The sequence below is a fragment of the Methanosarcinales archaeon Met12 genome (assembly GCA_002813105.2).
Classification (GTDB): domain Archaea; phylum Halobacteriota; class UBA148; order UBA148; family JAJOKI01; genus JAJOKI01.
This window is the reverse complement of the sequence record CP017966.2, coordinates 413750-439809: the sequence shown is the minus strand read 5'-3', so window position 1 is coordinate 439809 and position 26060 is coordinate 413750. Positions and strand designations below refer to the sequence as shown.

Annotated in this window: 30 protein-coding genes, 2 tRNA genes and 2 pseudogenes; 24 read left to right on the top strand and 10 right to left on the bottom strand. The window is 48.4% G+C overall.

What is annotated here, in order from left to right; genetic code table 11:
* Positions 1 to 4 precede the first annotated feature (4 nt).
* Complete coding sequence (locus BME93_02870; protein ATZ61073.2) at positions 5 to 1135, bottom strand: OB-fold nucleic acid binding domain-containing protein; 1131 nt, start codon at positions 1133 to 1135, stop codon at positions 5 to 7.
* 77 nt (positions 1136 to 1212) lie between these two features.
* Between BME93_02870 and BME93_02865 the strand changes: the two genes are divergently transcribed.
* The gene (locus BME93_02865; protein ATZ61072.2) at positions 1213 to 2487 is read left to right on the top strand and encodes a 3-isopropylmalate dehydratase large subunit; all 1275 of its coding nucleotides are present in this window, start codon (positions 1213 to 1215) and stop codon (positions 2485 to 2487) included.
* A gap of 109 nt (positions 2488 to 2596) precedes the next feature.
* On the opposite strand, the gene BME93_02860 is transcribed toward BME93_02865, so the two are convergent.
* Positions 2597 to 2824, bottom strand: a complete 228-nt coding sequence (locus BME93_02860) for a type II toxin-antitoxin system HicA family toxin (GenBank protein ID ATZ61071.2) — start codon at positions 2822 to 2824, stop codon at positions 2597 to 2599.
* Positions 2821 to 3021 carry a type II toxin-antitoxin system HicB family antitoxin gene (locus tag BME93_02855; GenBank protein ID ATZ61764.2) on the bottom strand — a complete coding sequence of 67 codons (201 nt, stop codon included), beginning with the start codon at positions 3019 to 3021 and terminating at the stop codon, positions 2821 to 2823. Before BME93_02855 ends, BME93_02860 begins: the two co-directional genes overlap by 4 nt.
* Positions 3022 to 3321: 300 nt before the next feature.
* On the opposite strand from BME93_02855, the gene BME93_02850 reads away from it, so the two are divergent.
* The 4 genes from BME93_02850 (at position 3322) to BME93_02835 (ending at position 5630) form a co-directional block, all read left to right on the top strand.
* Positions 3322 to 3810 (top strand): 3-isopropylmalate dehydratase small subunit, encoded by a 489-nt coding sequence (locus tag BME93_02850; protein ID ATZ61070.2) that lies wholly within the window; start codon positions 3322 to 3324, stop codon positions 3808 to 3810.
* A 34-nt stretch (positions 3811 to 3844) separates the two neighbouring features.
* Positions 3845 to 4972: an isocitrate/isopropylmalate dehydrogenase family protein gene (locus tag BME93_02845; GenBank protein ATZ61763.2), complete on the top strand. Its 1128-nt coding sequence runs from the start codon at positions 3845 to 3847 to the stop codon at positions 4970 to 4972.
* A gap of 24 nt (positions 4973 to 4996) precedes the next feature.
* Positions 4997 to 5527, top strand: coding sequence for an inorganic diphosphatase (locus BME93_02840; GenBank protein ATZ61069.2), 531 nt, complete (start codon positions 4997 to 4999; stop codon positions 5525 to 5527).
* Positions 5518 to 5630: transfer RNA gene (locus BME93_02835), tRNA-Arg, on the top strand. Before BME93_02840 ends, BME93_02835 begins: the two co-directional genes overlap by 10 nt.
* A 14-nt stretch (positions 5631 to 5644) precedes the next feature.
* On the opposite strand, the gene serA is transcribed toward BME93_02835, so the two are convergent.
* Positions 5645 to 7276, bottom strand: coding sequence for a phosphoglycerate dehydrogenase (serA, locus tag BME93_02830; protein ATZ61067.2), 1632 nt, complete (start codon positions 7274 to 7276; stop codon positions 5645 to 5647).
* 158 nt (positions 7277 to 7434) lie between these two features.
* Here serA and BME93_02825 point away from each other — a divergent pair, with 158 nt between their 5' ends.
* The 11 genes and pseudogenes from BME93_02825 to BME93_02775 all read left to right on the top strand — a co-directional run bounded on the left by BME93_02825 (position 7435) and on the right by BME93_02775 (position 15642).
* Complete coding sequence (locus BME93_02825) at positions 7435 to 7821, top strand: helix-turn-helix transcriptional regulator (GenBank protein ATZ61066.2); 387 nt, start codon at positions 7435 to 7437, stop codon at positions 7819 to 7821.
* A gap of 2 nt (positions 7822 to 7823) precedes the next feature.
* Positions 7824 to 10085, top strand: a complete 2262-nt coding sequence (gene ppsA, locus BME93_02820) for a phosphoenolpyruvate synthase (protein ID ATZ61065.2) — start codon at positions 7824 to 7826, stop codon at positions 10083 to 10085.
* Positions 10086 to 10108: 23 nt separating this feature from the next.
* The gene (gene mfnA, locus BME93_02815; protein ID ATZ61064.2) at positions 10109 to 11236 is read left to right on the top strand and encodes a tyrosine decarboxylase MfnA; all 1128 of its coding nucleotides are present in this window, start codon (positions 10109 to 10111) and stop codon (positions 11234 to 11236) included.
* A gap of 42 nt (positions 11237 to 11278) precedes the next feature.
* Positions 11279 to 11866, top strand: a complete 588-nt coding sequence (hpt, locus tag BME93_02810) for a hypoxanthine/guanine phosphoribosyltransferase (GenBank protein ID ATZ61762.2) — start codon at positions 11279 to 11281, stop codon at positions 11864 to 11866.
* Complete coding sequence (gene dph2, locus BME93_02805; GenBank protein ATZ61063.2) at positions 11863 to 12858, top strand: diphthamide biosynthesis enzyme Dph2; 996 nt, start codon at positions 11863 to 11865, stop codon at positions 12856 to 12858. The genes hpt and dph2 overlap by 4 nt, the downstream gene beginning before the upstream one ends.
* A 147-nt stretch (positions 12859 to 13005) precedes the next feature.
* Positions 13006 to 13254, top strand: coding sequence for an AbrB/MazE/SpoVT family DNA-binding domain-containing protein (locus tag BME93_02800; GenBank protein ATZ61062.2), 249 nt, complete (start codon positions 13006 to 13008; stop codon positions 13252 to 13254).
* Positions 13251 to 13649 carry a PIN domain-containing protein gene (locus tag BME93_02795; protein ATZ61061.2) on the top strand — a complete coding sequence of 133 codons (399 nt, stop codon included), beginning with the start codon at positions 13251 to 13253 and terminating at the stop codon, positions 13647 to 13649. Before BME93_02800 ends, BME93_02795 begins: the two co-directional genes overlap by 4 nt.
* Before the next feature lie 88 nt (positions 13650 to 13737).
* Positions 13738 to 14307, top strand: coding sequence for an exosome complex RNA-binding protein Csl4 (locus BME93_02790; GenBank protein ATZ61060.2), 570 nt, complete (start codon positions 13738 to 13740; stop codon positions 14305 to 14307).
* Positions 14308 to 14320: 13 nt separating this feature from the next.
* On the top strand, positions 14321 to 14596 hold the full coding sequence (locus tag BME93_02785; protein ATZ61059.2) for a DNA-directed RNA polymerase subunit L: 276 nt from the start codon (positions 14321 to 14323) through the stop codon (positions 14594 to 14596).
* A gap of 3 nt (positions 14597 to 14599) precedes the next feature.
* Entirely contained in the window at positions 14600 to 15226 is a 627-nt protein-coding gene (locus BME93_02780; protein ID ATZ61058.2) for a DUF99 family protein, read from the top strand.
* A gap of 15 nt (positions 15227 to 15241) precedes the next feature.
* A pseudogene (locus BME93_02775) lies at positions 15242 to 15642 on the top strand (O-phospho-L-seryl-tRNA:Cys-tRNA synthase).
* Between the two features lie 37 nt (positions 15643 to 15679).
* On the opposite strand, the gene BME93_02770 reads toward BME93_02775, so the two are convergent.
* From BME93_02770 to BME93_02760, 3 genes are all read right to left on the bottom strand, one after another.
* Positions 15680 to 16747 carry an ABC transporter ATP-binding protein gene (locus tag BME93_02770; protein ATZ61761.2) on the bottom strand — a complete coding sequence of 356 codons (1068 nt, stop codon included), beginning with the start codon at positions 16745 to 16747 and terminating at the stop codon, positions 15680 to 15682.
* Positions 16744 to 18438, bottom strand: coding sequence for an iron ABC transporter permease (locus tag BME93_02765; protein ID ATZ61056.2), 1695 nt, complete (start codon positions 18436 to 18438; stop codon positions 16744 to 16746). Before BME93_02765 ends, BME93_02770 begins: the two co-directional genes overlap by 4 nt.
* Positions 18439 to 18587: 149 nt before the next feature.
* Positions 18588 to 19625: a Fe(3+) ABC transporter substrate-binding protein gene (locus tag BME93_02760; GenBank protein ID ATZ61055.2), complete on the bottom strand. Its 1038-nt coding sequence runs from the start codon at positions 19623 to 19625 to the stop codon at positions 18588 to 18590.
* Between the two features lie 440 nt (positions 19626 to 20065).
* On the opposite strand from BME93_02760, the pseudogene BME93_02755 reads away from it, so the two are divergent.
* The 3 genes and pseudogenes from BME93_02755 to BME93_02745 all read left to right on the top strand — a co-directional run bounded on the left by BME93_02755 (position 20066) and on the right by BME93_02745 (position 21181).
* Positions 20066 to 20266 (top strand): annotated as a pseudogene (locus BME93_02755) (ferritin family protein).
* A gap of 8 nt (positions 20267 to 20274) precedes the next feature.
* Positions 20275 to 20478: a hypothetical protein gene (locus tag BME93_02750; protein ID ATZ61054.2), complete on the top strand. Its 204-nt coding sequence runs from the start codon at positions 20275 to 20277 to the stop codon at positions 20476 to 20478.
* Positions 20479 to 20581: 103 nt separating this feature from the next.
* On the top strand, positions 20582 to 21181 hold the full coding sequence (locus BME93_02745; GenBank protein ID ATZ61053.2) for a DUF2179 domain-containing protein: 600 nt from the start codon (positions 20582 to 20584) through the stop codon (positions 21179 to 21181).
* A 120-nt stretch (positions 21182 to 21301) separates the two neighbouring features.
* Here BME93_02745 and BME93_02740 read toward each other — a convergent pair whose 3' ends face one another.
* Positions 21302 to 21532 (bottom strand): PD-(D/E)XK nuclease family protein, encoded by a 231-nt coding sequence (locus BME93_02740; protein ID WRQ72956.1) that lies wholly within the window; start codon positions 21530 to 21532, stop codon positions 21302 to 21304.
* 274 nt (positions 21533 to 21806) lie between these two features.
* Here BME93_02740 and BME93_02735 point away from each other — a divergent pair, with 274 nt between their 5' ends.
* The 3 genes from BME93_02735 to BME93_02725 all read left to right on the top strand — a co-directional run bounded on the left by BME93_02735 (position 21807) and on the right by BME93_02725 (position 22613).
* Positions 21807 to 22019, top strand: a complete 213-nt coding sequence (locus BME93_02735) for a type II toxin-antitoxin system HicB family antitoxin (GenBank protein ATZ61759.2) — start codon at positions 21807 to 21809, stop codon at positions 22017 to 22019.
* A 27-nt stretch (positions 22020 to 22046) separates the two neighbouring features.
* A complete protein-coding gene (locus BME93_02730; protein ATZ61052.2) occupies positions 22047 to 22232 on the top strand; it encodes a type II toxin-antitoxin system HicA family toxin in 186 nt (61 codons plus the stop codon).
* Between the two features lie 199 nt (positions 22233 to 22431).
* A tRNA-Gly gene (locus tag BME93_02725) sits at positions 22432 to 22613 on the top strand.
* Between the two features lie 135 nt (positions 22614 to 22748).
* Here the strand turns inward: BME93_02725 and mtnP are convergent.
* Positions 22749 to 23543 (bottom strand): S-methyl-5'-thioadenosine phosphorylase, encoded by a 795-nt coding sequence (mtnP, locus tag BME93_02720; protein ID ATZ61050.2) that lies wholly within the window; start codon positions 23541 to 23543, stop codon positions 22749 to 22751.
* Between the two features lie 61 nt (positions 23544 to 23604).
* Here mtnP and BME93_02715 point away from each other — a divergent pair, with 61 nt between their 5' ends.
* Positions 23605 to 24156 carry an arginine decarboxylase, pyruvoyl-dependent gene (locus BME93_02715; protein ID ATZ61049.2) on the top strand — a complete coding sequence of 184 codons (552 nt, stop codon included), beginning with the start codon at positions 23605 to 23607 and terminating at the stop codon, positions 24154 to 24156.
* Positions 24157 to 24216: 60 nt separating this feature from the next.
* On the opposite strand, the gene BME93_02710 is transcribed toward BME93_02715, so the two are convergent.
* On the bottom strand, positions 24217 to 24687 hold the full coding sequence (locus BME93_02710) for a multiprotein bridging factor aMBF1 (protein ATZ61048.2): 471 nt from the start codon (positions 24685 to 24687) through the stop codon (positions 24217 to 24219).
* A 111-nt stretch (positions 24688 to 24798) separates the two neighbouring features.
* On the opposite strand from BME93_02710, the gene BME93_02705 reads away from it, so the two are divergent.
* Positions 24799 to 26037 (top strand): proteasome-activating nucleotidase, encoded by a 1239-nt coding sequence (locus BME93_02705; GenBank protein ATZ61047.2) that lies wholly within the window; start codon positions 24799 to 24801, stop codon positions 26035 to 26037.
* Positions 26038 to 26060: the final 23 nt, after the last annotated feature.

Here is a 26060-nt window from a genome sequence, read left to right as displayed (position 1 = left end):
AATCTTACCCCTTGCCCATCAGTGACACTTTACTACGCCAACCGACATTCAACTCCACTTTATCATTCCATCTTACCTTGGCATAGCAGTCCATGATTTTGAGCTTGGTTCCGATGCTGATGCTATTGACTATATCTGCATGCTCTCCCCACAGTGCTACTCGGATGCCGCCCGTCTCGTCAGCGACCCTTAGATTTGCCACCTTTCCAGTACTGCCATCGCTTTTATTGAACTCCCGCACGCCCTCGATTTCGGTCACCACCCCCACTATGTCACAGGATTCATTTACCCCGATGTCCCCGATTTTCATAATCTGCTCCGAATACTCCACCTTTTTATCTCCAATTTTGATGGAGCCCCTGTTTCCAATGTGTATCTCCATCTGGCCGAAGTTCTCCCTGGAATATCCGTTTGTGGTCTCGATAGTATCTCCAACCGCAAACTTTGCACCCTTAGCAAGGTCGTCCCACAGTGTCACCCGAATCTTGCCCGTTTCATCTCCTATCGTGATGTTGTTCACGTGCCCCTCTGTTCCATCTTTTCTGGAAAACGTGCGCATCCCTCCGACGTCGATAACCTTTCCTGCAATGTTTATGCCACCCATGCCAACCTTGATGTCGCATATCTTATATGTCTTAACGGTGACGTCCCTGTCCTCGACGAAATTGAGGCTGCCGCCCCTGCCGATGTTAACCTCAACGCCAGAATACCCATCTTTCACATATCCACTGGCCTCGATAACCTGTCCGATTTTGACCTCATCTACTTTGACCAGGTCCGCAAGCTCATCCCAGAGGACAACCCGAATCGAGCCAGTATCATCAGAGACCAGGATGTTTGCGACCCTCCCACGTGAGCCATCTTCCCTACTGAACTCACGTACTCTATCTACATCCGTAACCTTGCCGATGAAACACACGTTTTTCTTCTCTAATGATATATCATTGATTTTTATAGCATCCGACTTGGATTTTGACATCGACATTTCCGCATCGAGGTCATGTGCCACGAGCATGGCAGCAGTCTTTTCATCGCACAGGCCCCCCATCAGTTTGAGCTTCTCTGCCACCTTCTCTTTAAACTCCTCTGATGAGGCCCATTCTACTTGTTCGTGGGTTTGTAGAATCTCCTTCATGTTTTCATCATTTACTTGCAAAGGATTTCAACATATCGATTGATTTATTTAGGTACTCTGCCATTATTTTGTCAATCATGTCCACAGGTCTGACTATTACTGAGAAGATATTCTCTCGAGCATCTGGAAAACCCGTTGTGGCAGGCGAATTTGTATTTGCCGATATAGATTGTGCCATGATTCACGACATTACCGGACCGCTTGCCATCCATGGGTTCTACGAGATCATGGCAGGTCGGAAAAAGAAGCGCGTGTGGGACCCAAGCAAAATCGTGATGTTGTTTGACCATCAGGTTCCAGCCGACTCGCTGAATGCGGCCAATAATCATATAATGCTCAGGAAGTTTGCGGATGAACAAGGCATCCTGAATTATGACGTGTATGAGGGGGTGTGCCACCAGGTAATGCCTGAAAAAGGCCATGTAAACTCAGGGGACCTGATAATCGGGTCGGATTCGCACACCTGTACGTATGGCGCACTCGGCGCATTCTCTACTGGCGTCGGCTCCACGGATATGGCGTCTGCTCTGGCTACTGGAAAATTATGGTTTAAGGTTCCGCAGTCCATCCGGTTTGAGATTGAAGGCAAACTGCCTGACAGAGTGTACTCAAAAGACGTGATACTGCACATAATCGGCGACGTGGGTGCAGACGGGGCGGCGTATTCTGCCTGCGAGTATGCTGGACCAACGGTGAGGAACATGAGCATCTCCGAGCGGATGACGATGTCCAACATGGCGATCGAGATGGGCGGGGCAGTAGGCATCATCGAGCCTGATAGAGAGACCGAGAAATATCTGAAGCAGTGCATTCCCGACTTCAAACTCGATTTGCATTGGTGCAGCGACGAAGATGCCAACTATGCACAGCATCATGAATACGATATATCTGACCTTCGGCCGCAGATAGCCTGTCCGCACAACGTGGACAACGTCAAAAACGTGAGTGATGTTGAGGGCACGAAAATCGACCAGATATTCATCGGCTCGTGTACCAATGGTCGATTTGAGGATTTGAAAGTCGTTGCGGAGATTCTCGGTAGTCATCATATTGCCAATGGCGTCCGCGTGATAATCATACCGGCATCGCGCATGGAATATTTAAAGGCGCTGGAGGTAGGATTCATCGAATGTTTCGTAGAGGCTGGCGCGCTTGTGGAAGCACCATGCTGCGGCCCATGCATGGGAGGCTCGTTTGGGCTTCTCGGGGACGGAGAGGTCGGGCTTGCAACTTCCAACAGGAACTTCAAGGGCAGGCAGGGCAGCGCCAAGGCATTCGTATATCTGTGCTCGCCAGCTACTGCAGCTGCGTCTGCGATTACGGGCAGTATAACCGACCCCAGGGAGATATAAGGGCAAAGCTTAAACTCACCAAGAACTGCAAAGTTTTAAATACTAACTAAACTTTTGCACTTTCGTCTTAAAGCCAACCACACCAACTCTCATAACAGGTTAAACGATCTTACAACCGCTCAACAAACCCCTCAACAGTCAAGTTAGCAGCCTTAATAATGCTCCTCAATGTGCCTCTATCTAAAACGTCATGGAGAGGTATAGTCACATTAATGGCTCGCTCAGCTGTGACCCTTTTCATTCTCACATGACTTCCTTTCTGCCTAACGAAAACAAAACCAGCTTTATTCAACACCTTAATTGCTTCTTCTCCAGAGATGACCGGCAGTTTTGTCACACTGTTATCTCCACCATTTGCTCTCCTTTCTGTGTCACCTGAACTTCTTCCGGCTCCAGGTAAAGCTCAATGGCTTCTTTGATGTTCTCCAAAGCTTCTTTCTTAGTTTTTCCTTGCGAAATACAGCCAGGTAAAGATGGGCACTCAACTACGTACCAGCCATCCTCTCCTTCTCTGATTACGACCTTGAACTTCATGTCAATCACCTTGAGTTATCATCTCTTCCAGACACGATTAGGTGGGTCCAAGAGCATAAAAACTTGTCGTAAAAGAGCTCCCGGACAGATTCAAATGGAGATAAACGGGTTGCCTTCTTTGAGGAACTCATTGAGCAAAGAGAGAAGCATTAAAAATTCTCACAGAATTAAGAAAAAAAGAAAAATCAAAATTCGTTGATTGGGGCGGGAAACTGAGAGAGCAGGGATATTTAGCCTATGATTTAGAGGATTTTTAGCAGAAGATATCCTTTAAGTATGACAAGCGACAATCACCACATCATGAAAGGAAACGTCTGGAGATTCGGCGACGACGTCGATACGGATGCCATCATTCCTGGCAGGTATCTTACGATAAACGACCCGAAGAAGCTGGCAAACCACCTCTTTGAGGGCGTTCGCCCTGGATTCGCACGCGAAGTAAAACCAGGCGATATTATCGTCGCAGGAAAAAACTTCGGTTGCGGCTCCTCCAGGGAGCATGCGCCACTGGCATTGAATGGCGCTGGAATCAAATGCGTCATCGCGAAATCATTTGCAGGGATATTCTTCAGGAACGCCATCAACACTGGGTTGCCCATTCTCGAATGCGCCGAAACAGAGCGCATTAAAGAGGGGGACATCCTCGTGGTGGATTTCAGGAAGGGCTTTATCAATAACAAAACGACGGGCGAGACACACCAAGCTACGCCAATGCCAGAGTTCGTGAGAAAGATTATCGAGTGCGGCGGGTTGATTAAATATACACGAGCGGGGTTAAGCCCAGAATAGTATAAATAACTACGACTCAGGGAGAGAAAACCAGATGACCTTATACAAAATTCCAGTTATAGCAGGCGATGGAATCGGCCCCGAGGTCATCGCTCAGGGCAAAAAAGTCCTCGAGACAGTTGCCGAGGTACACGGTTTTGATATAGAGTGGATCGATTATCCACATGGAGCCGACCATTATCTGGCGACCGGCGAGTTGATATCAGAGGACGTTTTGCGCGAACTGGAGCAGTACAAGGCGATATATCTGGGCGCAGTGGGAGATGATAGAGTAAAACCGGGTATACTGGAAAAGGGAATTCTGCTGGCGATGCGATTCTACTTTGACCAGTACATCAATCTCCGCCCCGTAAAATTATTGAAGGGCGTCTGGACGCCATTGAGAGACAAGGGAACAAAGGACATAGACTTCACGGTCGTGAGGGAGAACACCGAGGATTTCTATATTGGAATCGGGGGTTCCACGAATAAAAGAGTATCTGCGCATGAACTGGACGTCATCCGGAAATTATACAAGGTCAAATTTGACCTTGACATCGATTCAGACAGCGGCGAGATCGCATACCAGATCGGCATGATCAGCAGAGAAGGCACCGAACGCGTGATTCGATATGCGTTTGAACTTGCTCAGAATAGTAAAGGACATCTTTCTTCTGTGGACAAGGCAAACGTGCTGACAGATATATATGGGCTCTGGAGGCGAATATTCGAGGAAGTCGCAGCAGACTACATCGATGTTAAAACCGACTTCAACTACGTAGATGCCATAACGATGTGGTTCGTCAAGAATCCAGAGTGGTTTGATATAGTTGTTACGCCCAATATGTTCGGAGATATCATCACCGATCTGGGAGCCATGATCCAGGGCGGTCTTGGATTTGCACCAGGCGGAAACATCAATCCAGAAGGAACAAGCATGTTCGAGCCAATTCACGGCTCCGCTCCGAAATACAAGGGAATGAACACGGCAAATCCCATCGCGACGATATGGGCTGGCTCCATGCTACTGGAACACTTGGGTGAGAAGGAGGCGGCGGATACGGTGGTGAATGCCATAGAACGAAACACCAAAGAAGGAAAGGTAAAGACACGCGACATGGGCGGGTCATCCAGTACTTCGGATGTTGGTGACAACATCGCAAGGATCATAAGGGAAGCTTAAGAGAGGTGAAGTGAAATGGGGAATATGTGGCATGATATAGAGCCAGGAGAAAGGCCACCGCACATAATTAACGTGATAGTGGAGATACCGAAAGGCTCCCAGAACAAATACGAATATGACAAGAAGCGCAACATATTCAAGCTGGATAGGGTGTTATTCTCTCCCTTCCATTATCCAGGGGACTATGGGATAATGCCACAGACATTGGCAGAGGATGGAGATGCACTCGACGCACTGGTGCTTGTGACAAATCCGACACATCCAGGGATATTGATAGAATGTAGACCTATAGCCATGCTGAGACTCATGGATGTGGGCAAGCAAGACGATAAGCTACTCTGCGTGCCAAAACATGACCCAAGATTTGGAGAGGCAAGAGATATGGAAGATATACCGCATCAGAACTTAAGGGAAATAGCGCACTTCTTCCAGGTGTATAAAGAGCTCGAAGGGAAAAAAGTAGAATTGGTGGGATGGAAAGGTGCGGAAGAGGCAAAGAGGTCGATTGAGAAATCAATAAAGTTATATAAAGAAGAATATAAAAAGTCCCAGTAGGGTAGCGGATATCCTTTAGGCCTGCGGCAACCCTTTTCGCAAAAAGCGTTGATGGAAAACTTGCAGATAGCCTAAGACCCGGGTTCAAGTCCCGGCTGGGACGTCTAAAGCCGTTATTTAAAGCACGACGAGTTTAATATTTTGAATACCATCCACTGCCTCGATTTGCTTCAGTATGCCATCTGAGACCGGGCCATCGATGTTTAACACCATCACCGCTTCGCCGCCGATCGATTCACGTCCCACCTGCATCCCGGCTATGTTGATGTTATTTTTGCCCAGTATCATTCCGACATGTCCGATAATGCCTGGTTTATCGATATGTTTGGATATTAACATATATCCAGATGGCAGCGCATCTATGTGGTAATTATCTATCCGCACGATTCTGGCATCATTCTTTCCAAATAATGTTCCTGCAACGCCCTTTTCATCGTCTGCAGTTCTAACCACGACCGTGATCAATCCCGTGAAGTCTTCACTTGCTCCGACCTTGCGTTCTATGACCTTTATCCCTCTGTTTTTGGCAATAACGGGTGCGTTAACGAAGTTTACTGGCTCAGAAAGTATGGGGTCGAGTATCCCCTTCAATATCGTGGTCGTGAGCGGGCCGGTGTCGCGTTCTGCGACCTCTCCGCTGTACATGGCCTCTACGGTGTTTATGCGACCATCAATCAACTGGACGGACAGGCGCCCAAGTTTTTCTGCTAACGTCAAATAGGGTTTAATGAGGGCGAGGACATCTGGCTTGATGGCTGGCATATTAACTGCGTTTCTAACAGGTTTTTCCTTCAATGCATCTATCACGCCCTCTGCGACGCTGACCGCAACGTTAATCTGCGCCTCTCGTGTCGAAGCTCCCAGATGCGGCGTCATGATGACGCTATCCAATTCTAATAAGGGGCTATCTACAGGGGGTTCCTGCTCGAATACATCCAGCGCTGCACCAGCAACTTTCCCGCTTTTAATCGCCCCATATAATGCCTTCTCATCGATTATGCCGCCTCTGGCGCAGTTTATGATTCTGACGCCGCCCTTCATCCTTTCAAATTCTTTTTTACCGATTGAATGATGACTCTCTTTGGTCAGCGGTGCGTGAATCGTTATGAAATCCGCTTTGCTGACGACATCGTCTATTTTAGCGAGTCGAACTCCCAGTTCCTCAGCCCTCTCTACGGATATAAACGGATCATACGCCAAAATATGCATCCCAAGTCCATGCGCTATTTTTGCGACCTCGGCGCCGACACGTCCAAGTCCGATAATTCCGAGAACCTTATTGCGAACCTCCACTCCCACGAACTTGCTTCTAGTCCATTCTCCCCTCTTTACGGATTCATCGGCAGGGGGGATATTCTTGGAGAGGGACATCATCATCGCAATGGCGTGTTCTGCTGCCGATACCGTATTTCCTTCTGGGGCGTTTAGGACGATGATGCCGCGTTCGGTAGCAGCCCCCACATCGATGTTATCCACGCCCACTCCTGCGCGCCCGATGACTTTTAACCTCCGTCCAGCGTTTATGACGTCTCGTGTTACCTGTGTTCCGCTCCTGACGATAAGGGCATCATAGTCTTTGATGCGCATAACAAGCTCCTTCTCGGAGAGGTCGGTTGCCACATCTACGTCTGCCTCCTTTTTTAGTAGTTCAGTCCCGTCTTTAGAGAGGGAGTCGGTGATGAGAACTTTCAATTTAATCCCCAATAACCATTGAATTACTACCTTTTCATCTTTTCGTTCTGAGCGCATGTCGAAACTCCTTTAGAGTTTCAGGTCTGGTGCATCTACCACATATCCAATCTGTGACATAATATGCCACAATAATCAAAAAACTTAAATAGTTCCTACTTCTTATTGACCTTGGTAGAATTTATGTTACGTGATATGTAACATAATGGGGGAAAACCATGTACACGCCTGACTGGTTGGTCAAGTTTGCGCAGCACATTGCAGGCACCATCGTGATATCATCGGAAGTTGGAGCCACAATTAAGATGTACCGAAAAAAATATGGAATGGCTCAGAGACAGGTAGCCAATTTATTAAACTTACGTCGTGAGACCATATCTCGCATCGAGAGAGGCATGACGAATCCTACCATTCATTTCGTTCAAAATTTAACTGGTGTTCTGACTATGATAGAGGTGATACGGGCGTCCAGAGCACATGGTCATGAAATTGAATTTCCCCTTCTCAAGCGAATTGCAAGGGAATTTGGGATTCAACCCGAGAAAGTCGATATGATATTAAATATTGCACTCAAATCGAGAACCCTCGATCGTGAGGAGGTTTAAACATGATAATAGTATGGTTAGAAGAAGTAGGGTCAAAGGACATAGCAGTTGTGGGCGGCAAAGGGGCGAGTTTGGGGGAAATGATAAAAGAGGAATTGCCTGTGCCGAGAGGTTTTGCGGTGACTGCGCAGGCATTCAGACAATTCATAGACGACGCCAAAATCGCCGACAAGATATTTGAATCGCTAAAAGTAGACGTGAACGATACAGAAGAGCTGAAACAGGCGGAAAAGACAGCCAAAAAATTAGTCATCGAGACAGAGATGCCCAAAAAAATCGAGAAGGAAATTCTTGCCGCGTATGATGAATTGTGCAAAAGAGAGGGCGGGGAGGTTTTCGTCGCTGTCAGGTCCAGTGCAACTGCGGAAGACCTGCCCGACGCATCCTTTGCAGGCCAGCAGGACTCATTCTTAAATATCAAGGGGGGCGAGGCCGTTGTGAATACGGTGAAGCGATGTTGGGCATCCCTGTATGGTGCAAGGGCGATATTCTATCGGGTAAAGCAGGGATTTAAACATGAGCAGGTAAACATCTCCGTGATTGTGCAGACGATGGTTGATGCAGATAGGGCAGGCGTCATGTTCACATCACATCCGATGTCGGGTGAGCCGCTGACAGTCATCGAGGCAAACTGGGGCCTGGGAGAAACCGTGGTTGCAGGATCCGTGTCACCGGACAGCTATGTGGTAGATCGGAGGACTGGGAGGATCGCACAACGCGATATTGGAAGTAAGAAAATCATGCATATCAGAGACCCTAAGACCGGAAAGACCATCAGTAAACAAGTTCCCACAGGTCTGGTGGACAAAGCTGTGCTGAGAGACGACGAAGTGATGAAGCTAAGTGAACTCGGGGAACTTGTAGAAACACATTATGATTACCCGCAGGACGTCGAATGGGCCATAAAAGATGATAAAATTTATATGCTGCAATCCAGGCCGGTAACGACGATTCAGAAAAAGGAGAAGGGGCCAGAAAAGACCATTGATAAGCTGATACTGGAAGGACTTGGCGCATCACCGGGCATTGCATACGGGACGGTCAAGGTCGTGATGAAGCTCGATGAGATGGACAGGGTGAATGAAGGCGATATTTTGGTCACCACCATGACCATGCCGGACATGGTTCCTGCCATGAAGAGGGCAGCAGGCATCATCACCGACGAAGGAGGATTAACATGTCATGCTGCTATCGTATCGCGCGAACTCGGCACGCCTGCTGTTGTTGGAACTAAGGAAGGCACGAACGTGTTGAAAGATGGCATGGTCGTAACGATAGACGGCGAGAAAGGGCACGTATACAAAGGAAAGGTTGGTCGAACCGTACGGGACGAACAAGTAGTCACCGCTCCCATGGTAACGACAAAACAGGTTACAGTAACCGAGGTAAAAGTAAACATATCCATCCCAGAAGCAGCCCAAAAAGCATCGGCAACTGGTGCGGATGGCGTGGGATTATTGCGAATCGAACATATGCTCCTCGGGCTAAATAAGCACCCACAATTGTATATCAAAGAAGGCAAATCAGAGGAGTATGTTGCCCAGCTGGTAAAGGGAATACAAACGGTCGCCGATGCGTTTTATCCCAACCCCGTATGGGTCAGGACGATTGATGCACCGACTGACGAATTCAGGAGCATGCAGGGCGGAGAGGATGAACCCAAGGAGCACAATCCGATGATGGGGTGGCGCGGTATTCGGCGGGATTTAGGCGACGTCGAACATTTCAAACTCGAGCTACAAGCGTTCAGGAAGTTATATGAACTGGGATACAACAACATCGGGATAATGCTCCCACTGGTTCAGCATCCGATGGAATTACGCAGGGCAAAGGAGATTATGGTCGAAGTCGGACTGAATCTTGACAAGATCGAACTTGGCATAATGGTCGAGACTCCTGCATCCGCTTTGATTATCGATCAGTTTATAGAAGAGGGACTTGACTTCGTCTCGTTTGGCACCAACGACCTGACGCAATATACGCTTGCGGTTGACAGGAATAACGAGAACGTGGCGTATCTATATGATGAGCAACATCCAGCGGTTCTGAAGCTGATTGAGCACGTAATTCGGGAATGCAACAGGGCAGGCGTTAAGTCCTCTATATGCGGGCAGGCAGGCTCGTCTCCAGAGATGGCGCGAAAGTTGGTAGAACTGGGCATTACGAGCATCTCTGCCAATATTGATGCAGTCGAATCGGTCAGGGAAATGGTCGCCAGAACAGAGAAACAGATACTTCTCGAAGCTGCAAGGAAGTCTCTATAGTGGTGTTGGTTTGGGTCTAAGCGATGGACGAGAAAGGGGTTGCTGAGAGAACTGTACTGCAATTGATGAAGGAGCACAGAAAAAGGGACGTGCCATTCGGCCGCGTACTCAGCTCAATGTGTACAAGGCCGCATCCTCTGGCAATCAAGGCGCACATGCAGTACATAGAAACGAACCTTGGCGACCCATATTTATTTCCTGGCACCAAGGAAGTTGAAAACAACGTAGTGGGCATGCTCGGCAAATTGCTGGGCGCACCGTGTGCTTCGGGATACATCACGACAGGTGGTACCGAATCAAATATTCAGGCGCTTAGAGTGGCGAGGAATCTCAGACGCACACCAAATCCGAATATAATCATCCCTGAATCCGCGCACTTTTCGTTCGATAAAGCAGCTGACGTGCTCGGGTTGGAACTTAAAAAAGCGTCGCTAGACGAACATTATAGGGTGTGCCCAGCATCTGTGGAAGATTTGATTGATGAGAGCACCGTGGCTCTTGTCGGAATAGCAGGTACGACTGAATTTGGGCAGATAGACCCCATTGACGAACTGGCAGAGCTTGCACTGTCCAGCAATGTGTATCTGCACGTGGATGCGGCATTTGGTGGTCTAGTAATTCCGTTCCTGGACAAAAAACATCCGTTTGACTTTGGCGTTGAGGGAGTATCTTCTATTATGGTGGACCCGCACAAAATGGGCGCCGGGACGATACCATCTAGCGGATTACTCTTCAGGCACGAATCGCATATGGAAAAGCTTGCAACATCGACGCCATATCTCGTATCCAAAAAACAGCACTCGCTAACTGGGACCAGAACTGGTGCCTCTATAGCAGCTACATATGCGATATTCAAGCATTTTGGGTACGAAGGATATCGGCGCATCGTAAAACACTGCATGAATTTGACCTCGACGGTCGAGAAATGGGCAGAAAAATTTGGAATCGAGACGTTCATCAAGCCAGTTACCAACATAGTTGTGCTCCGAATACCATCTGTAGATACTGTTGTCCCCATGCTCGAAGAGCGAAATTGGTATGTATCCACTACGCCAAAACCCAAGGGGCTAAGGTTGGTGATGATGCCCCATATGACTGAGGAGACCTTGAATATCTTTCTTGCTGACCTGGGTGATGTGATAGAAAAGTAGAGAAGAGACGGAGAAGTGGAGAAGGAGCAGGGGGTGAATTAACTGCTAAACGTATTAAAAAAGTCATTAAGCGGCGTGCCCATCGTTAAGCGTGGAGATTACAGTTACTTCATCCATCCGATAACCGATGGCATACCTGAGTTGAAGCCAGAACTTATCCTGGAGGTGGCGGCACATATTGCCAAGATCGCGGATATGGACGTTGACAAGATCGTTACGGTCGAGGCTATGGGAATTCACATCGGAACCGCTCTTTCGCTGCTTACTCACATTCCTCTTGTGATCATCAGAAAGAAGAGGTATGGGGTATCAGGCGAGATCGCTGTGCATCAGGTTACAGGTTACTCAAAGGGCGAGCTGTATCTAAACGGAATTCATAAAGGGGACCGCGTAATCATCGTTGATGATGTCATAAGCACGGGGGGCACGATGAAAGCGGCGACCAAAGCCCTTGAAATGGCAGGTGCAGAGATAAAAGACATCGTCGTCGTGTTCACCAGGGGCAGTGGCATCGAGGATATTAAAGAGATGGGTTATCTGCCGAAGGTACTGCTTGCTCTCGATGTTTCTGAGGATGGAATCATCATCAAAGATAGTGCAGATACCGAAACTCAGGAGGGTTTCAACTGAGCGCTACTTTTGACTTTGATTTAGAGTGGGTAATAGATGCCATAGAAAAAAGGGGTGCAAAAAAGGTCGGGCTACAATTTCCAGAAGGGCTCAAGCGGTTTGGACCTGCAATAGCCAAGGAGATTCAGGAGCGAACAGGCGCTATTTCGTATATTTCAGGGAATCCCTGCTACGGTGCCTGTGATGTGGACGTTATACTGCAGACTCATGTTGACGTCTTATTTCATTTCGGGCATGCACATCGAAGCGTCGATGATGTCATCTTTATCGAAACACGATCAGATGTCGATATACGCCCAGTGATGGAACAGGCCGTAAAAATTCTAAAAGGAGATGTGATCGGGCTGATTACTACAGTTCAACACGTTCACAAATTGGAAGAGGCACATGATATTTTATCACGACATGGAAAGACGTGCATCATCGGAAGGGTCGATTCGCGATTGAAATACAAAGGGCAGGTACTCGGATGTAATTTTTCTGCCGCACAAGTGAATGCGGACGAATTCATCTACATCGGAAGTGGGAACTTCCACCCATTGGGTGTTACTCTTGCTACCTCCAAGCGTGTCATCATAGCAGACCCGATGTCAAATGAAGTACGGGAGACTAATCCAGAGCCGATCCTTCGACAGCGACACGCAATTATCGCAAGAGCACTGGATGCAGAGACATTTGGCATCATAATTTGCACTAAGAGTGGCCAGATGAGGGTGGATCTGGCAGATAAATTATGGAAGAAAGCCAGAAAAAAAGGCCTTGTCGCATATCTGATCTCGATGGACGAGATAACGCCCGAACGCTTAAACTCCTTTAAAGCCGATGCGTTTGTAAATACGGGATGTCCGCGCATAGCCATCGATGACGTCGCGATGTTTAAAGTGCCAATGCTGACACCCATAGAGTTCGAGGTCGTATTGGGCGAGCGGGGCTGGGATGAAATCGAGTTCGATGAGATTCTGGGCGGCTGCCTTTTTATTTCGACTCGATGACTTAGGGACGATTTCGCCCGTGAACATGTCGACGTAGCAACAGTCGCATATCTGCTCAGAAGAATTACCTCTCTATTCTGTGTGTAGTTTATTATGGGTAAGATTTAAATAGTGGGAATTAAAAATTTAATTGTATTGGTGGGTAAGATGGAAGTTGCACTGATAGACAAAAGAGGAAGAATAACAATCCCAAGGGGCATAAGGAGAAAACAAGGGTTTGAGGCAGGTATGAGAATTATGATAGGGGAGCAAAAGGACGAGGTAATCTTGAAAAAAACCCCAAGACTTACGGAGTTGTTTGGTGTTGATTCAGACATTCTCATGGGCGTAGATGTGGATAAAGAGGTCGAGGAGCTACGAAGAGCATGGGATAGAAGGCTGGAGAAATTAGAATGAAGACGATAGTTTTCGACACAATGATGTTGCTGAAATTCTTTAAAGGAGAGCGGGGTGCAAAGAGGACATTAGATGCTATGGAAAAAATTGAGAGAGGAGAGATTATCGGTGCGATATCCACGATTATGCTTATTGAGGTCTATTATATTCTTGCAAGAAAGAGCAAAAAGAGAGCTGAAGAAAGATATGATTATCTAGTTGCGTCTGTTTTGGAAAAAGTGCCTGTTGGCGTGGATGTGGCTAAAATAGCTGGTGAGATAAAAACAAAGTATCCCATACCAATAGCTGATGCCGTAATAGCAGCTACAGCCAAGTTCTTGGAGACAAGATATATTTTCACAGATGATGAACATTGTTCTGAGATAGAGGGGATAGAGACGCTTACAAGCCTGTGAAACGTTTACAGTTGGAGCAAAGTTGATTGGGGTAGAAAAGATTATAGGAATGAACGAATAGTTAGATGTCGAAAGGGAGATAAAAAAAATGCAAAAAACAAAAAGTGATTTCGTCATACCTGGCGATTTTATCGGAACCTCCGAAGAATTTCTAAATGGTGTTGGAACCTATGAAGAGGCAGGCAACATTTATGCGGCGAACATCGGGATTATCGAGATCGATACGAAGGAGAGGAGCGCATCTGTAATACCTCGGACGGACACGCCACCCGTTCCAAAAGTTGGGGATATCGTCATAGGGAGGGTCTCAGATCTTAAGAGTTCAGTCGTCCTCGTGGATATTGCACGCATAAAAGGGCGTGAGGACAGAGAACTAGCGACCTCGGATCGTGGCGCGATTCATATCTCAAACATAAAAAATGCATACGTAAAAGAGCTAAGCCATGAATTTGGTTTCATGGACATCGTACTGGGGAAGGTCATCGATGCCAAGACGTTGAGACTCAGTACCGATGGCAGGGATCTGGGAGTCATAAAAGCCATTTGTTCCAGGTGCAGAACCGTGTTGAAAAGAGAGGACGATATGCTCAAGTGTCCGGAATGCGAACATATCGAAACCAGGAAGATTGCGGAAGGCTATGGAACCGGTGTGATTTAGGTGTTGGATTAAAATGGACATAAAGATTTTCGAGAAAACCGACGACGAGGTCAGGCTGGAAATTGGGGGAGAGGACCACACACTCTTAAATGCGCTAAGGTCGATACTTCTCCAGGATGAGCGGGTAAAAATTGCATCCTACGACATCAAGCATCCTGGCATCAGCTATCCAGTATTGCATATACGAACGAAGGACGTAGACCCAATTATGGCATTAAAGGATGCGGCAACCCTGTTGGGCAAGCAATGCGATACGTTTAAGAGAAAGTTTAAGAATAAAGTAAAATAGGATATGCCCATCAAACATGAGGTTCGAATACTTGGCATCGATGATGGGCCGATAATATCTGCTAACGTGGTGTTAATAGGGGCTGTTTTCAGGGGCGCTTACTGGTTAGATGATGCGCTTCGGTCGGAGATCGAACGGGACGGTTTTGACGTTGTTGAAGTCCTTTCAGGACTACAACTCCACCAGATGCCCCATCTGGTGCACACGGAAAAAATGGTCGAATTGGTCAGGAGCAGCAACCGTTATGAACAGATACGGGCGATCATGCTGGACGGCATCACATATGCCGGTTTTAATATCGTAGATCTCAACGCATTGCACAGACAAACAGGACTGCCGATTATCGCGGTTATGCGGTCGCCGCCAAATCTTAAAAAGGTAAAAGAAGCGCTAAAGAACCTGGACCGTTCGGAAGAGCGATGGAACCTGGCTCAAAATGCAGGGGATATTCATGAGGTCACAACTTCGTATGGGTCTGTTTTCGTTCAATGTTGTGGAATCGATCTTTCGAGTGCCACCGAACTTGTGCAACTCACCTCAATACACAGCAGAATCCCGGAGCCACTGAGGGTCGCACATCTGATTGCCAGCAGGATATTCTCCAAAGGGGCAGATATATCTAAAGTTTAAATATGGCGTATCTCCATGTATGGGCAGGTATTTAGATTGTCAAACATGCAGAAGTTTCGCGATGTAAAGCGGGAGACAAGGGACATGGTCAACATCGACCGCTCCAGAGAGGCGGCATACTCACGCCCGAGGCAAGGGATGCGCTTCTCGAGTGGGGAGATGGCTACTCCGTCTGTGATTTCTGTACTGGTGCACTGGACCAAATCAAGACCCCTCCGATATATGATTTCGTTCACAGAGCATTACCAGAGTTTTTAGGTACGGAGCATGCGCGCGTTACCAATGGCGCTCGCGAGGCCAAATTTGCGATTATGCATGCACTGGCAGATGGGGGCGACTGGGTGGTACTCGATAAAAATGCTCACTATTCTTCGTTCGTCGCCGCAGAGCGAGCAGGACTGAATATCAAGACGGTCGCCAATTCTTAGATTCGATACCTCGCATAATCCAAAACTATCTCATCACCTCATCCCCTATGAAGGCAACGATGTGTGTGGGGGTTGCTGTCACTCTAACTCTGGTGCCATGCTCGACCAATAGAGTGGAGGGACGGCTGCTGTGCATCAGCTTCCCAGAGGCCAGTCTAAGGGTATAGAAATTCTCAGAACCCCTGAACTCCTGGCTTTCTACCACCGCACCGCCCTTTCCATCCAAGGTGAAAGTTATGTCATCTGGCCTAATCATGAGCTGAATTTTTGTACCCCTCGCCAGTGCCGTGTTATTCGGGAATATCCCGATTTCCGTTACGATTCCCCTCTCCTCCACGACACCGTCTATGAAATCCGCCTGTCCCACGAAGTCCGCAACAAATCGTGTAGATGGGAAATGATAAATCTCTTCCGGGGAACCTATCTGCTCTATCCGCCCTTCATTCATCACTGCTACGCGATCAGCCATGGAGAAAGCTTCCTCCTGGTCATGGGTGACGAAGATGACGGTAGCCCCGACGTGAGATAGTATGCCCTTGACCTCAGCCCTTATCCGAGTCCGCAGGTCTGCATCCAGGTTGGAGAAAGGCTCATCCAGCAAGATCACTTCCGGCCCGGGGGCCAGGGCGCGCGCCAGAGCGACCCGCTGCTGCTGCCCTCCCGAGAGTTCATGGGGGTACCTCGATGCCATGCCGCATAAGCCTACCAGCTCCAGTGATTCCAGCACCTTTTGTTTGAGTTCCTGCCGACTACATCCTTTTAAGCCAAAGGCAATGTTCTTGAAGACCGTCATGTGAGGAAAGAGGGCATAGTCCTGAAAGACAATCCCCACCCCTCTTTTTTCAGGCGCAATCCATCTCCCTCCAGCAACGATATCCTCGCCTATGGTTATAGTTCCTGAATCAGGCTCCTCCAGCCCGGCGATAAGCCTTAGCAGCGTAGTCTTGCCGCACCCCGACGGCCCGAGCAATGAGAAGAACTCTCCCTTGTTCACTTCAATGGTCAGGTTAACGATGGCCGCTACCTTGCCAAAATATTTGGACACCTGCCACAACGAAACGTGTGGTCTCTCAATTCTCTTTATCTTGCTCACCTCCTCATCTGTTGGATTCTTTTCGGCGTGGCTACCCGCATCAGCAATATCACCGGAAGAATGCCCACCGCTACGATGGTGAGCGCCGGCAGGGCGGCGCCAGCCCACAGGTGCTCAGCCGCCATCTGGAAGACCCAGATAGCAAGGGTGTCATAGCCGAAGGGCCGCAGCATCATGGTGATAGGCAGTTCTCTCATCACGCACACAAAGACCAGGGTTGTGCCGGCCAACAGGCCGGGAGCAATCAGCGGGAGATGAATGCGCCACAAGAGCCTCCTCGGCGTGGCTCCCAAGGTCCTGGCGGCCATGGTGATATTGGGGGTGACCTTATCCAGGCTCGACTCCACGCTGTTGTAGGCCGCCGCCATGAACTGCACCACATAGGCATAGATGAGCCCGACCACCGAGCCGGTGAGCAGCAGGCCAATCGTCACGCCGTGCCACCCCTCGACCAGGTCATTCAGCGCGTGGTCGAAGGCCGAGAGCGGTACCAGTATCCCGACGGCGATGACTGCCCCGGGGACGGCGTAGCCCATAGTGGCCAGGCGCGCGGTGAATCGGGTCAGCCGGCCACCGCCCATGCGCACGCCGTTGGCCACTACCACGGCCAGGGTGATAGCAGCCCCGGCCGCCAACCCGGATAGCATCAGGCTGTTGCCAGCCAATTCCCAGTACATGGCCAGGGCTCCTGGCGACATATGGGCAACTTCGCTGAGCGCCCAGTGGGCCAGTTGTGCCACGGGTAGAATGAAGGCAACCGATAGCACCAGAGCGGAGAACCCGGTCGCGGCCCATCCTTTCCAGCCGGAGAGCTTCACCTGCACGATGCCGTGGGACCTCCCTGCGGTTTGAGAATAGCGCGCCCGTCCCCGCAACCATCGTTCCATAAGGATCACCATCAGGGCAAAGAGCAGCAGCACCCCGGCCAGTTCTGTTGCCGCCCTCAGATCCATCATCCCGAGCCAGACGCGGATGACACCGTCAGAAAGGGTGGGGAAGTTGAACCAGCGCACCGTGGCGAAGTCGGTCAGCGCCGCCATCAACGCCAGGGTCAGTCCGGCGGCAATCGAGGGGCGCGCCATCGGAAGGGCGAGGCGGAGAAAGGATTGCAACCGGCTGTAGCCCATGGCGCGCGCTGCCTCAAAGGTGCTGCCTGACTGCTCGTGGAACGCCGCCCGTGCCAGCAGGTAGACATAAGGGTAGAGAACCATGGTCATGACCAGCACCGCCCCGCTGCCAGAGCGGATCTCGGGAAACCAGATATCACTGCCAAGCCATCCCCTGAGAGCCGATTGCACCGGGCCGGCAAAGTCGAAGATAGCCATGTAGACAAAGCCCATGATATAAGCCGGCACGGCCAGGGGCAACATGAACATCCAGTCAAAGACCGCCTGTCCGGGGAAGCGATAGGCGACCGTCAGCCAGGCCAATCCGGTACCCAATATCAGGGTGCCCACCCCTACACCTATCAGCAGCACTATGGTGTTGCGCGTTAGCTCCGGCAGCAGAGTGGCCCAGAGATGTTCCCAGACCGCTGGTGTGGGGGTGAGCAATGCCCAGAGCACCACTGCCACCGGCAAGATCACCAGACCGGCGATCAATAAGGGGAGAGCGGGCTGGTCCCGCACCAGGCGCCGTAGCGCGCGCGGCGTATAAATGTGCTCTCGGTTATCCAATGTATTCGTTACCATGAAAGTGCCTCCCCACACCCCCCCTCAGTGCAGTGAGGGGAGGTGTGGAAAAGTCCTGGGTCTTAACGGCGCCCTTATTTACCTGTACCAAAACGTTAATATTGGCGTTAGCGATTTTGGCAATGTCTTAACGGCGCCCTTACCCTTATTTACCTGTACCCTGCTCGATCAAGCAGGCGAACGGCAGCAGGCTGCAGACGACCGAACTCCGCTATGCTAATGGGGTCTACCCTGAAGGCGCCGAAGCCAGCGATGAGGGGATGTGGTTCCACCGCAGGGTTCACCGGGAACTCAAAGTTCCCATCGGCAAACGCCCTCTGCCCTGATGGGCTGCTTAACCACTCCAGCAACTTGATCGCGTTCTCCCTGTTGGGGGCGTGAGCGGTGACCCCGGCCCCGACGATATTGGCATGAACGCCCCGGTCGCCCTGGTGTGCCCAGAAGACGCGGACCGGAAACCCGGGAGTAGCGTTCAGGAGCCGCCCCAGGTAGTAGTGGTTGGTGATGGCGACATCGCCCCCACCGGCGGCTAAGGTCTCCAGGATGCGGGTGTCACTGTCGATTAAGATGGGGTCGTTAGCAACCCATCCGCGCACAATCTCCTCCGCCCGGGCTTCACCGTAGGCGGCGATCAGGCTGGCCACCAGAGACTGCGTGTAGACATGGGTAGCCGGCCTCAGGACCAAACGTCCGCGCCATTTGGGGTCAGCGAGTGCCGCATAAGTGGAAAGCTCGGCCGGATCGACACGGTCGGGATGGTACAGGATGGTGCGTACCCGCATGGTCAGGGCGAACCAGTGGCCATCAGGATCTCGCAGGTGGGCGGGGATATTACGCTCCAGCACCTCACTCTCTATGGGCTGCAAAAGACCTTCCTCAGCTGCCAGCCAGAGATTGCCGGCATCGATCGCCATGAAGACATCGGCTGGCGTAAAACGCCCTTCAGCCTTTAGACGCGCTCGAAGCGCAGGATCTGTGGCATGAGTGAATCGCACCTCGATACCGGTCTCTTCGGTGAACTGGTCAAACGCGCGTTCTATCCCATAGTGTCGAGCGGAGTAGATATTGACTATTTGAGCTTCCACGGTCTTCTCGACGACTTCTGCTGGTCTTAGCATAGCCCATGCGGTCCCCCCAACCAACAAACCTAATATCACAACTACTAAAATTTTTTGACTTCCTTCCATAATATTGCCTCCTTTTGATTTAGGTATTCCTAATTAATACTATAAAAAGGTTGCGGTTACCCTAAAAAAATTAGGAAATCATCGGCATCCCGAACTTTCTTAGAAAATAAGTAATTATCCGCCTAATCTTCTATTATCAGGCATGCATAAATCAAGGAACGGCAATACCTATGCATTGTTTTGGTTGCACTTTTAGATGTGCCCCTGTTTATCAGGCAGCTGGGCGATAGGCCACATATGCACGATTTGATGATATCATCATAAAACACCAGCAGGATTTTTGTCATTCATCCAGATGTGATTTGGTGTGTTTGGCCGTGATGCGTTGGGCGCAATCGAACTTTATTCGTATATCTCTTGTGTGTTGTGTAATTATGGTATCTGCCAGGTCGATCCATAACCTCACAATTGGAGGTGAAAATATGCTATCAGAAATACCCATAAATCTTTATGAGCAAATGGCAGCTCTGACTGAAAACAAAAATATTAAGAAAATTCTCTTGGACCTAGCAAAAGAAGAAAAGATACATATAGGAGAATTCCAAGCTTTATTGTTAGAGGAAGACGAGGAACAAGAAAAAGAATTGGAGGAAGGAACAAATACAAATCTACAGATGCAATGTCTGTGGAAACACTGTTGAGGTGTTGCATGCTGAGTAAGACAACTTGTTTGTTGCGGACGGCTGATGGAATTGCTGGGAGAAAGGACCGAAGATGTTGGCAAAGAGAAGCATGTGCAGGGATCGAAAAGACGGAATCTGGAGTGATATCGCCGTTATCCAGATATAATCTCGCTCTGAGACCGCTTCCGTGTTTCTGCGAGGGGCGTTCTTCCCTTCATAAAAACCCTTGAGTTAACAGTATCTTAATTACGGATGGAAAAGTCTATATCTGTGCTGTGTAATGTGTTCCGAACGGAAATCATCATCATATGTCAAAATTTAGGGATATAAACTATGGACTATCTATCAATCTTCAGTTCAGATGTATACACATGGGTTATCTTGCCACTGCTCATTTTTATTGCGCGAGTTTGTGATGTAAGCTTGGGAACGATTCGTATCATATTTATTTCAAGGGGCATGAAATATCTAGCTCCAGTTGTTGGTTTTTTTGAGATAATTATTTGGCTTCTTGCACTTGGACAGATTATGCAAGATCTAACCAATATCGTGATTGTCGCTTATGCTGGAGGCTTTGCCATGGGGACTTTTGTTGGAATTTACATAGAAGAGAAATTGGCAATGGGCGTATTGCTCGTTCGAATTATCACCAAAAAAGATGCATCTGAGCTGATAGATTTTCTTGAATCCGCAGGTTATGGTGTTACGAGCGTCGCTGCTCAAAGCAATGTTGAGCAAGCACACATCATCTACATTACCATAAAACGCGGTGACCTTCAAAATGTCGTTGAAATCATTAGAAGGTTTAATCCTACGGCATTTTACACAATAGTAGATATCAAATCTGTAAGCGAAGAGGTATTCCCATTAAAAAAACCCCGTTACGAAAGAAATTATCTAAGTTCACTTATATCGCGCCGAAAAGGAAAATAAAATATATTTTGAAGGCTTTAATCTCCTCTAAACTTGCAGAATGCACAATTCGGACTGGGCGCAGGTGGCTCTTCTTCCCCAATCTTCAACTTTCGACACTAGCCCATTGAAACTTTGAGACTAAGTATTTTTTGCTGCGGACCCTGATCGGAATCCCTTGTGAGAGTTATTTTCCTTAGAAACGTTCAAATCCCTGTACAACTTCTCCAGGGCTTCGTGAACCCTGATACCCATGAAGGCCTCGATGCCCGTTATTTCTGGCTCTAACCTGATCTTGTCAATATGGTTGTGCTTGTACTGTAAGGGGCAGTTTTCATAGGTGGAGAGCCTGGAATGGGAATAAACGGTCATGTTCTATCTGTCAATTTTAATCTTGTATGAAACTTAAAGGCTTTGATATCTTCAGTACCTTCTAAGCATCAAATTCTACCAACCAAGTCGATGATTGAGTAGTAAGACAAGTTTAGCTTTTATAGTAAGAATCTTTTATAGGAGGGTCGCATATAAGAAGTTTGGCGAAACGGCTTTAATATACGAGACTTATATACCTAATTGAAGGTATCAAAAATGAAAAATTACATCTGCCCATAATCATTGAGATGGACGAAGAGAAATGAGGGATATCATGAGGTTTAAGGTTGTTTTGGAAAAAGAAGAGGACGGTGGTTATTCAGTGCACGTTCCAGCCCTTCCTGGTTGTCATACCCAGGGAGATAATAGAGAAGAGGCTTTGATGAACGCGAAAGAAGCCATCGAATGCTACTTGGAGGGTTTGGAGAAGGATAAGAAATCTCTTGAATCCCTTCCCAAAATTGACATCGTCACGGTGGCTGTATGAGTAAATTACCAGTTGTTTCTGATAGAGATGTCATCAAAGCCCCTTCAAAAATTGGCTACCGTATACATCACCAGAAGGGGTAGCCACATACATCTCAAGAAGGAGACGCCCCCCCACAACAGAATTGTAGTGCCAAATCATAAAGAACTGAGGAAGGGCACGTTAAGAGGTATTCTAAGGGATGCTGGGTTAAGCGTTGAAGGAGTTCGTTGAATTGTTGTAAGAAACGGGCCAACGTCGAAGTCGTGAAGTTTGGTTAATCAAAGCCGTTGCCAAAACATACCTGTCACTAATTAAATAACCCAATCACGAGCAAGGGAGTAGCAGAGCATATATCATTGTAAGTTTAATATGGGATGTTCGTCGCAAATAGTGTTAAGCGTTTCAGTAAAAGGAGTAAGTATATCGGTCAGCGGCTGTAGTCTAGTGGTTAGGACTTAAGCTTCCCAAGAAACTTTTAGAAAAAAGTTGGTTCCCCCTTTGCGGGAACAACTTTACTCTGCGTAGCAGAGGTAAAGTTTCATCAAAAACACAAGGAAACTTTAAGGGTTGCGGAAATAGCTTGAAGCCCGGGTTCGACTCCCGGCAGCCGCATTTAGATTTGCCAAAGCAGCATTTAACACAACTTTAAAAGAGTGTCTTGGTCTTCCGAACGAAGCGAGTGTAGGACACGGGTTTTGAAAGGGTGTAACCCTTCAGTTCGAATCCCGGCAGCCGCACTTTTTGGCATCATTTGGTCAAAAGCTCTCCGATGTCGGCGCCTTTTAATACATCTTTGCATAAACACTTTCGCCCCTCGGGAACAAGTGTCGCGCTCTTCATGATGAGCGCCTTTAGCTCTTCCTGCTTGGACTTCATCTCATCGATCATCTGGCTATGGGATAGTTTCCCACTTGAGATGCCAGCTGCTTGATTCGTGACCAGTGCTATTGTGTTGTAGCAGATTTCCACCTCTCTTGCCAGAACGCATTCTGGAATGTTCGTCATCCCAACGACATCTCCGCCCAAAAGTGCAAACATCCGTATCTCTGCACTAGTTTCAAATCGTGGACCCTCAACACAAACATACGTTCCTTTTTCATGCAGGTCGATTTTTAACGTCTTTGCCGCATTTATGACGCTCTCCCGAATCTCAGGGCAATATGGATTCGTCATATCGACGTGTACCGCGGCGTCGTCATAGAATGTATGGATTCGATTCTTCGTGAAGTCAATGAACTGGTCCAACAAGACAAAATCGCCTGGTTTAAAGTCAGCGTTTATGCTTCCAACGGCAGTCGTCCCGATGATCCTTTCGACACCCAAATTCTTTAATGCGGCAATGTTTGCACGATAGTTGATCTTGTGCGGCGGTAATGCATGTCCTTTTCCATGCCTGGACAGGAAGACGATTTCCATATCCCCGTATAATCCTATCTTAACCTTCGCGGCACCGTATCCGGTATCGATGACCTCCTCTTTTGGGTCGGTCAATATATCGAGGTCATAGACGCCACTTCCACCTATGATTGCAGTTCTCATCATCTACACCCGCATCTTTTTCTGACAAAAATGTTTATATTCTCTATCTCTATTATATGTTCTGATGAATTCGCTAGTGCCAAAAAAGATGTTTTTTACAAGAGGTGTCGGAAGGCATAAAGAAATGCTTAGCTCATTTGAGCTTGCATTGAGGGATGCCGAGATAGAAAAGTATAATCTCGTTCTCGTTTCAAGCATCTACCCGCCTGGCTGTAAGGTGGTCTCAAGACGCCGGGGTTTAAATGAGTTAAAACCAGGTCAGATCGCATTTTGCGTCATGGCAAAAAATGCCACAAATGAACCAAACAGACTAATTGCCGCATCTGTTGGATGCGCAATCCCAGCCGATAAAAACGCCTACGGCTATCTGAGCGAGCACCATTCCTTTGGTGAGACAGAGCAGAAGGCCGGCGACTACGCAGAGGATTTGGCCGCGTCGATGCTGGCTTCAACGTTGGGCGTCGATTTTGACCCTGATATGAGCTATGATGCACGAAAAAATGTATGGAAAATCAGCGACAAGATAGTCAGAACGACTAATGTGGTTCAATCTGCGATTGGGGATAAAAAAGGGTTATGGACGACTGTGATAGCCACTGCCATATTCATATTGTGAGTGGCAGCAGCACATATCTGCGTGAGCTTTCTGCGATGGGGCGTTTACAAGAACCGTCGATTAACCCTTCCGTTTGATCACGACCACATCTCCAAGTGTGGCGCTCTTAAGGGAATTGTGTGTATCTGGTTTTACTTTTTCTACGTTCTCGACCAGCCGAATATCGAGGATATGTTCTAACTTCTTTCGAACCTTCTCATCGGGCAGCATTTCCCTTCTCTCTATTCTTCTTATCAATGATGCTTTCTCGTTGATCTTATCTGCCAGCTCTTCATGCGTCCAGCCGTGAGCCTGGCGCGCCTCACGAACGATCTCGTGATAGTCTTGTGCGATGTCATCTTTTATTTGAGAGTATACGTCTCCCTGTCTTCTCGTTTTGATTTTTATTCTGGGAGCAGGTGCAATCCTTTTGGGCTTGTTGGTGCCCTCTCCGTACTGCGCGCAACTATCACATACGTTTAGGTCAGACCGCTCTATCAGAACCCTGTGAGATTCGCCTTTTATCTCCGCACCGCATACCTCGCAGTTCATGTTGAATCGCCACCAAAACACTTCTTTAATAAACAAACATATAAACTAAGTTTGTTTCTATATGTAAAACATATATATGAGAATGACTTAAATAACATTCGGAGGTCTGAGATGGTCGCCCCGTCAACCAATGGCACACATAATATGAATTCAGATGACTTTTTGAAATACTCGCTCGACAAGATCCGCCAACTAGAGGAACGAAACAGCATACTCAGGGGCGAGTACCACCAAATGGAGTATGAAAAGCGCTCCATAGAGGCTGAAAAACAAAAATACGAGCAAGAAATACGAAAACTCAGAAGCGAGCTCGAGAGGCTTAAAACGTTGCCATTGATAATTGGGACGGTCCTGGACGTATTGGAAACCGGGAAGGTCGTCATCAAGAGCAGCACTGGCCCCCAATTTGTGGTAAACGCGTCACAATTTATCGATGGACTGTATTTGCAACCCGGAGCAAGAGTTGCATTGAATCAGCAGACTCTGGCGGTCATCGGCGTGCTGCCCTCTCCCAAGGACCCATTGGTCGGTAGCATGGAAATCATCGAATCTCCATCGGTGGACTATGAAGACATAGGGGGGCTTATGGAACAAATCAACGAATTAAGAGAGACCGTGGAGCTTCCGTTGACAAAACCAGAGATATTTGCCAAAGTAGGGATAGAGCCCCCCAGTGGGGTATTATTGCATGGCCCACCCGGGTCAGGGAAAACGATGCTGGGAAAGGCCGTTGCCAGACGCACAAACGCAACGTTCATCAAGGTGGTCGGCTCCGAGCTGGTACAAAAGTATATCGGAGAGGGTGCACGGTTGGTTCGTGAATTATTCAAGATGGCGAGAGAGAAGGCGCCGAGCATTATTTTTGTGGATGAACTTGATGCGATCGGGGCAAGGCGCATTGAGAGCGCAACCTCGGGCGACCGAGAGGTACAGCGAACGCTCATGCAGTTGTTAGCCGAGATGGATGGTTTTGATGCGAGAGGAGATGTCAAGATCCTTGCGGCGACCAACCGCATTGATATTCTCGACCCGGCACTGCTCAGACATGGCCGATTTGACCGGGTAGTGGAAGTGCCGTTGCCAGATTTTAAGACGAGAGTAGAGATATTTAAAATTCATAGCAGGGATATGAGTCTTGCAGATGAAATTGATTTTGAGTACCTTGCCTCTGTTACAAGCGGTACAAGTGGTGCAGATATAAAGGCGATAACAATGGAGGCTGGCATGTTTGCAATCAGGGATGAACGGGACTCAATCACGGTGGCTGATTTCGACAGTGCGGTGAAGAAGGTGATGACGAGCGCCCAGAGGACGGAAGCGTCACTTGATTCTGGCATGATGTTTGCTTGAGTGTTTATGTGAAATAAACACGC

Bases quoted from the DNA above. Each gene is read 5' to 3' on its own strand.
- BME93_02870 (ATZ61073.2), bottom strand. From the start codon at position 1,135: ATGAAGGAGATTCTACAAACCCACGAACAAGTAGAATGGGCCTCATCA.
- BME93_02865 (ATZ61072.2), top strand. From the start codon at position 1,213: ATGTCCACAGGTCTGACTATTACTGAGAAGATATTCTCTCGAGCATCT.
- BME93_02855 (ATZ61764.2), bottom strand. From the start codon at position 3,021: ATGAAGTTCAAGGTCGTAATCAGAGAAGGAGAGGATGGCTGGTACGTA.
- BME93_02850 (ATZ61070.2), top strand. From the start codon at position 3,322: ATGAAAGGAAACGTCTGGAGATTCGGCGACGACGTCGATACGGATGCC.
- BME93_02845 (ATZ61763.2), top strand. From the start codon at position 3,845: ATGACCTTATACAAAATTCCAGTTATAGCAGGCGATGGAATCGGCCCC.
- BME93_02840 (ATZ61069.2), top strand. From the start codon at position 4,997: ATGTGGCATGATATAGAGCCAGGAGAAAGGCCACCGCACATAATTAAC.
- serA (ATZ61067.2), bottom strand. From the start codon at position 7,276: ATGCGCTCAGAACGAAAAGATGAAAAGGTAGTAATTCAATGGTTATTG.
- BME93_02825 (ATZ61066.2), top strand. From the start codon at position 7,435: ATGTACACGCCTGACTGGTTGGTCAAGTTTGCGCAGCACATTGCAGGC.
- ppsA (ATZ61065.2), top strand. From the start codon at position 7,824: ATGATAATAGTATGGTTAGAAGAAGTAGGGTCAAAGGACATAGCAGTT.
- mfnA (ATZ61064.2), top strand. From the start codon at position 10,109: ATGGACGAGAAAGGGGTTGCTGAGAGAACTGTACTGCAATTGATGAAG.
- BME93_02800 (ATZ61062.2), top strand. From the start codon at position 13,006: ATGGAAGTTGCACTGATAGACAAAAGAGGAAGAATAACAATCCCAAGG.
- BME93_02795 (ATZ61061.2), top strand. From the start codon at position 13,251: ATGAAGACGATAGTTTTCGACACAATGATGTTGCTGAAATTCTTTAAA.
- BME93_02790 (ATZ61060.2), top strand. From the start codon at position 13,738: ATGCAAAAAACAAAAAGTGATTTCGTCATACCTGGCGATTTTATCGGA.
- BME93_02785 (ATZ61059.2), top strand. From the start codon at position 14,321: ATGGACATAAAGATTTTCGAGAAAACCGACGACGAGGTCAGGCTGGAA.
- BME93_02780 (ATZ61058.2), top strand. From the start codon at position 14,600: ATGCCCATCAAACATGAGGTTCGAATACTTGGCATCGATGATGGGCCG.
- BME93_02765 (ATZ61056.2), bottom strand. From the start codon at position 18,438: ATGGTAACGAATACATTGGATAACCGAGAGCACATTTATACGCCGCGC.
- BME93_02760 (ATZ61055.2), bottom strand. From the start codon at position 19,625: ATGGAAGGAAGTCAAAAAATTTTAGTAGTTGTGATATTAGGTTTGTTG.
- BME93_02750 (ATZ61054.2), top strand. From the start codon at position 20,275: ATGCTGAGTAAGACAACTTGTTTGTTGCGGACGGCTGATGGAATTGCT.
- BME93_02745 (ATZ61053.2), top strand. From the start codon at position 20,582: ATGGACTATCTATCAATCTTCAGTTCAGATGTATACACATGGGTTATC.
- BME93_02740 (WRQ72956.1), bottom strand. From the start codon at position 21,532: ATGACCGTTTATTCCCATTCCAGGCTCTCCACCTATGAAAACTGCCCC.
- BME93_02735 (ATZ61759.2), top strand. From the start codon at position 21,807: ATGAGGTTTAAGGTTGTTTTGGAAAAAGAAGAGGACGGTGGTTATTCA.
- BME93_02730 (ATZ61052.2), top strand. From the start codon at position 22,047: ATGTCATCAAAGCCCCTTCAAAAATTGGCTACCGTATACATCACCAGA.
- mtnP (ATZ61050.2), bottom strand. From the start codon at position 23,543: ATGATGAGAACTGCAATCATAGGTGGAAGTGGCGTCTATGACCTCGAT.
- BME93_02715 (ATZ61049.2), top strand. From the start codon at position 23,605: ATGAATTCGCTAGTGCCAAAAAAGATGTTTTTTACAAGAGGTGTCGGA.
- BME93_02710 (ATZ61048.2), bottom strand. From the start codon at position 24,687: ATGAACTGCGAGGTATGCGGTGCGGAGATAAAAGGCGAATCTCACAGG.
- BME93_02705 (ATZ61047.2), top strand. From the start codon at position 24,799: ATGGTCGCCCCGTCAACCAATGGCACACATAATATGAATTCAGATGAC.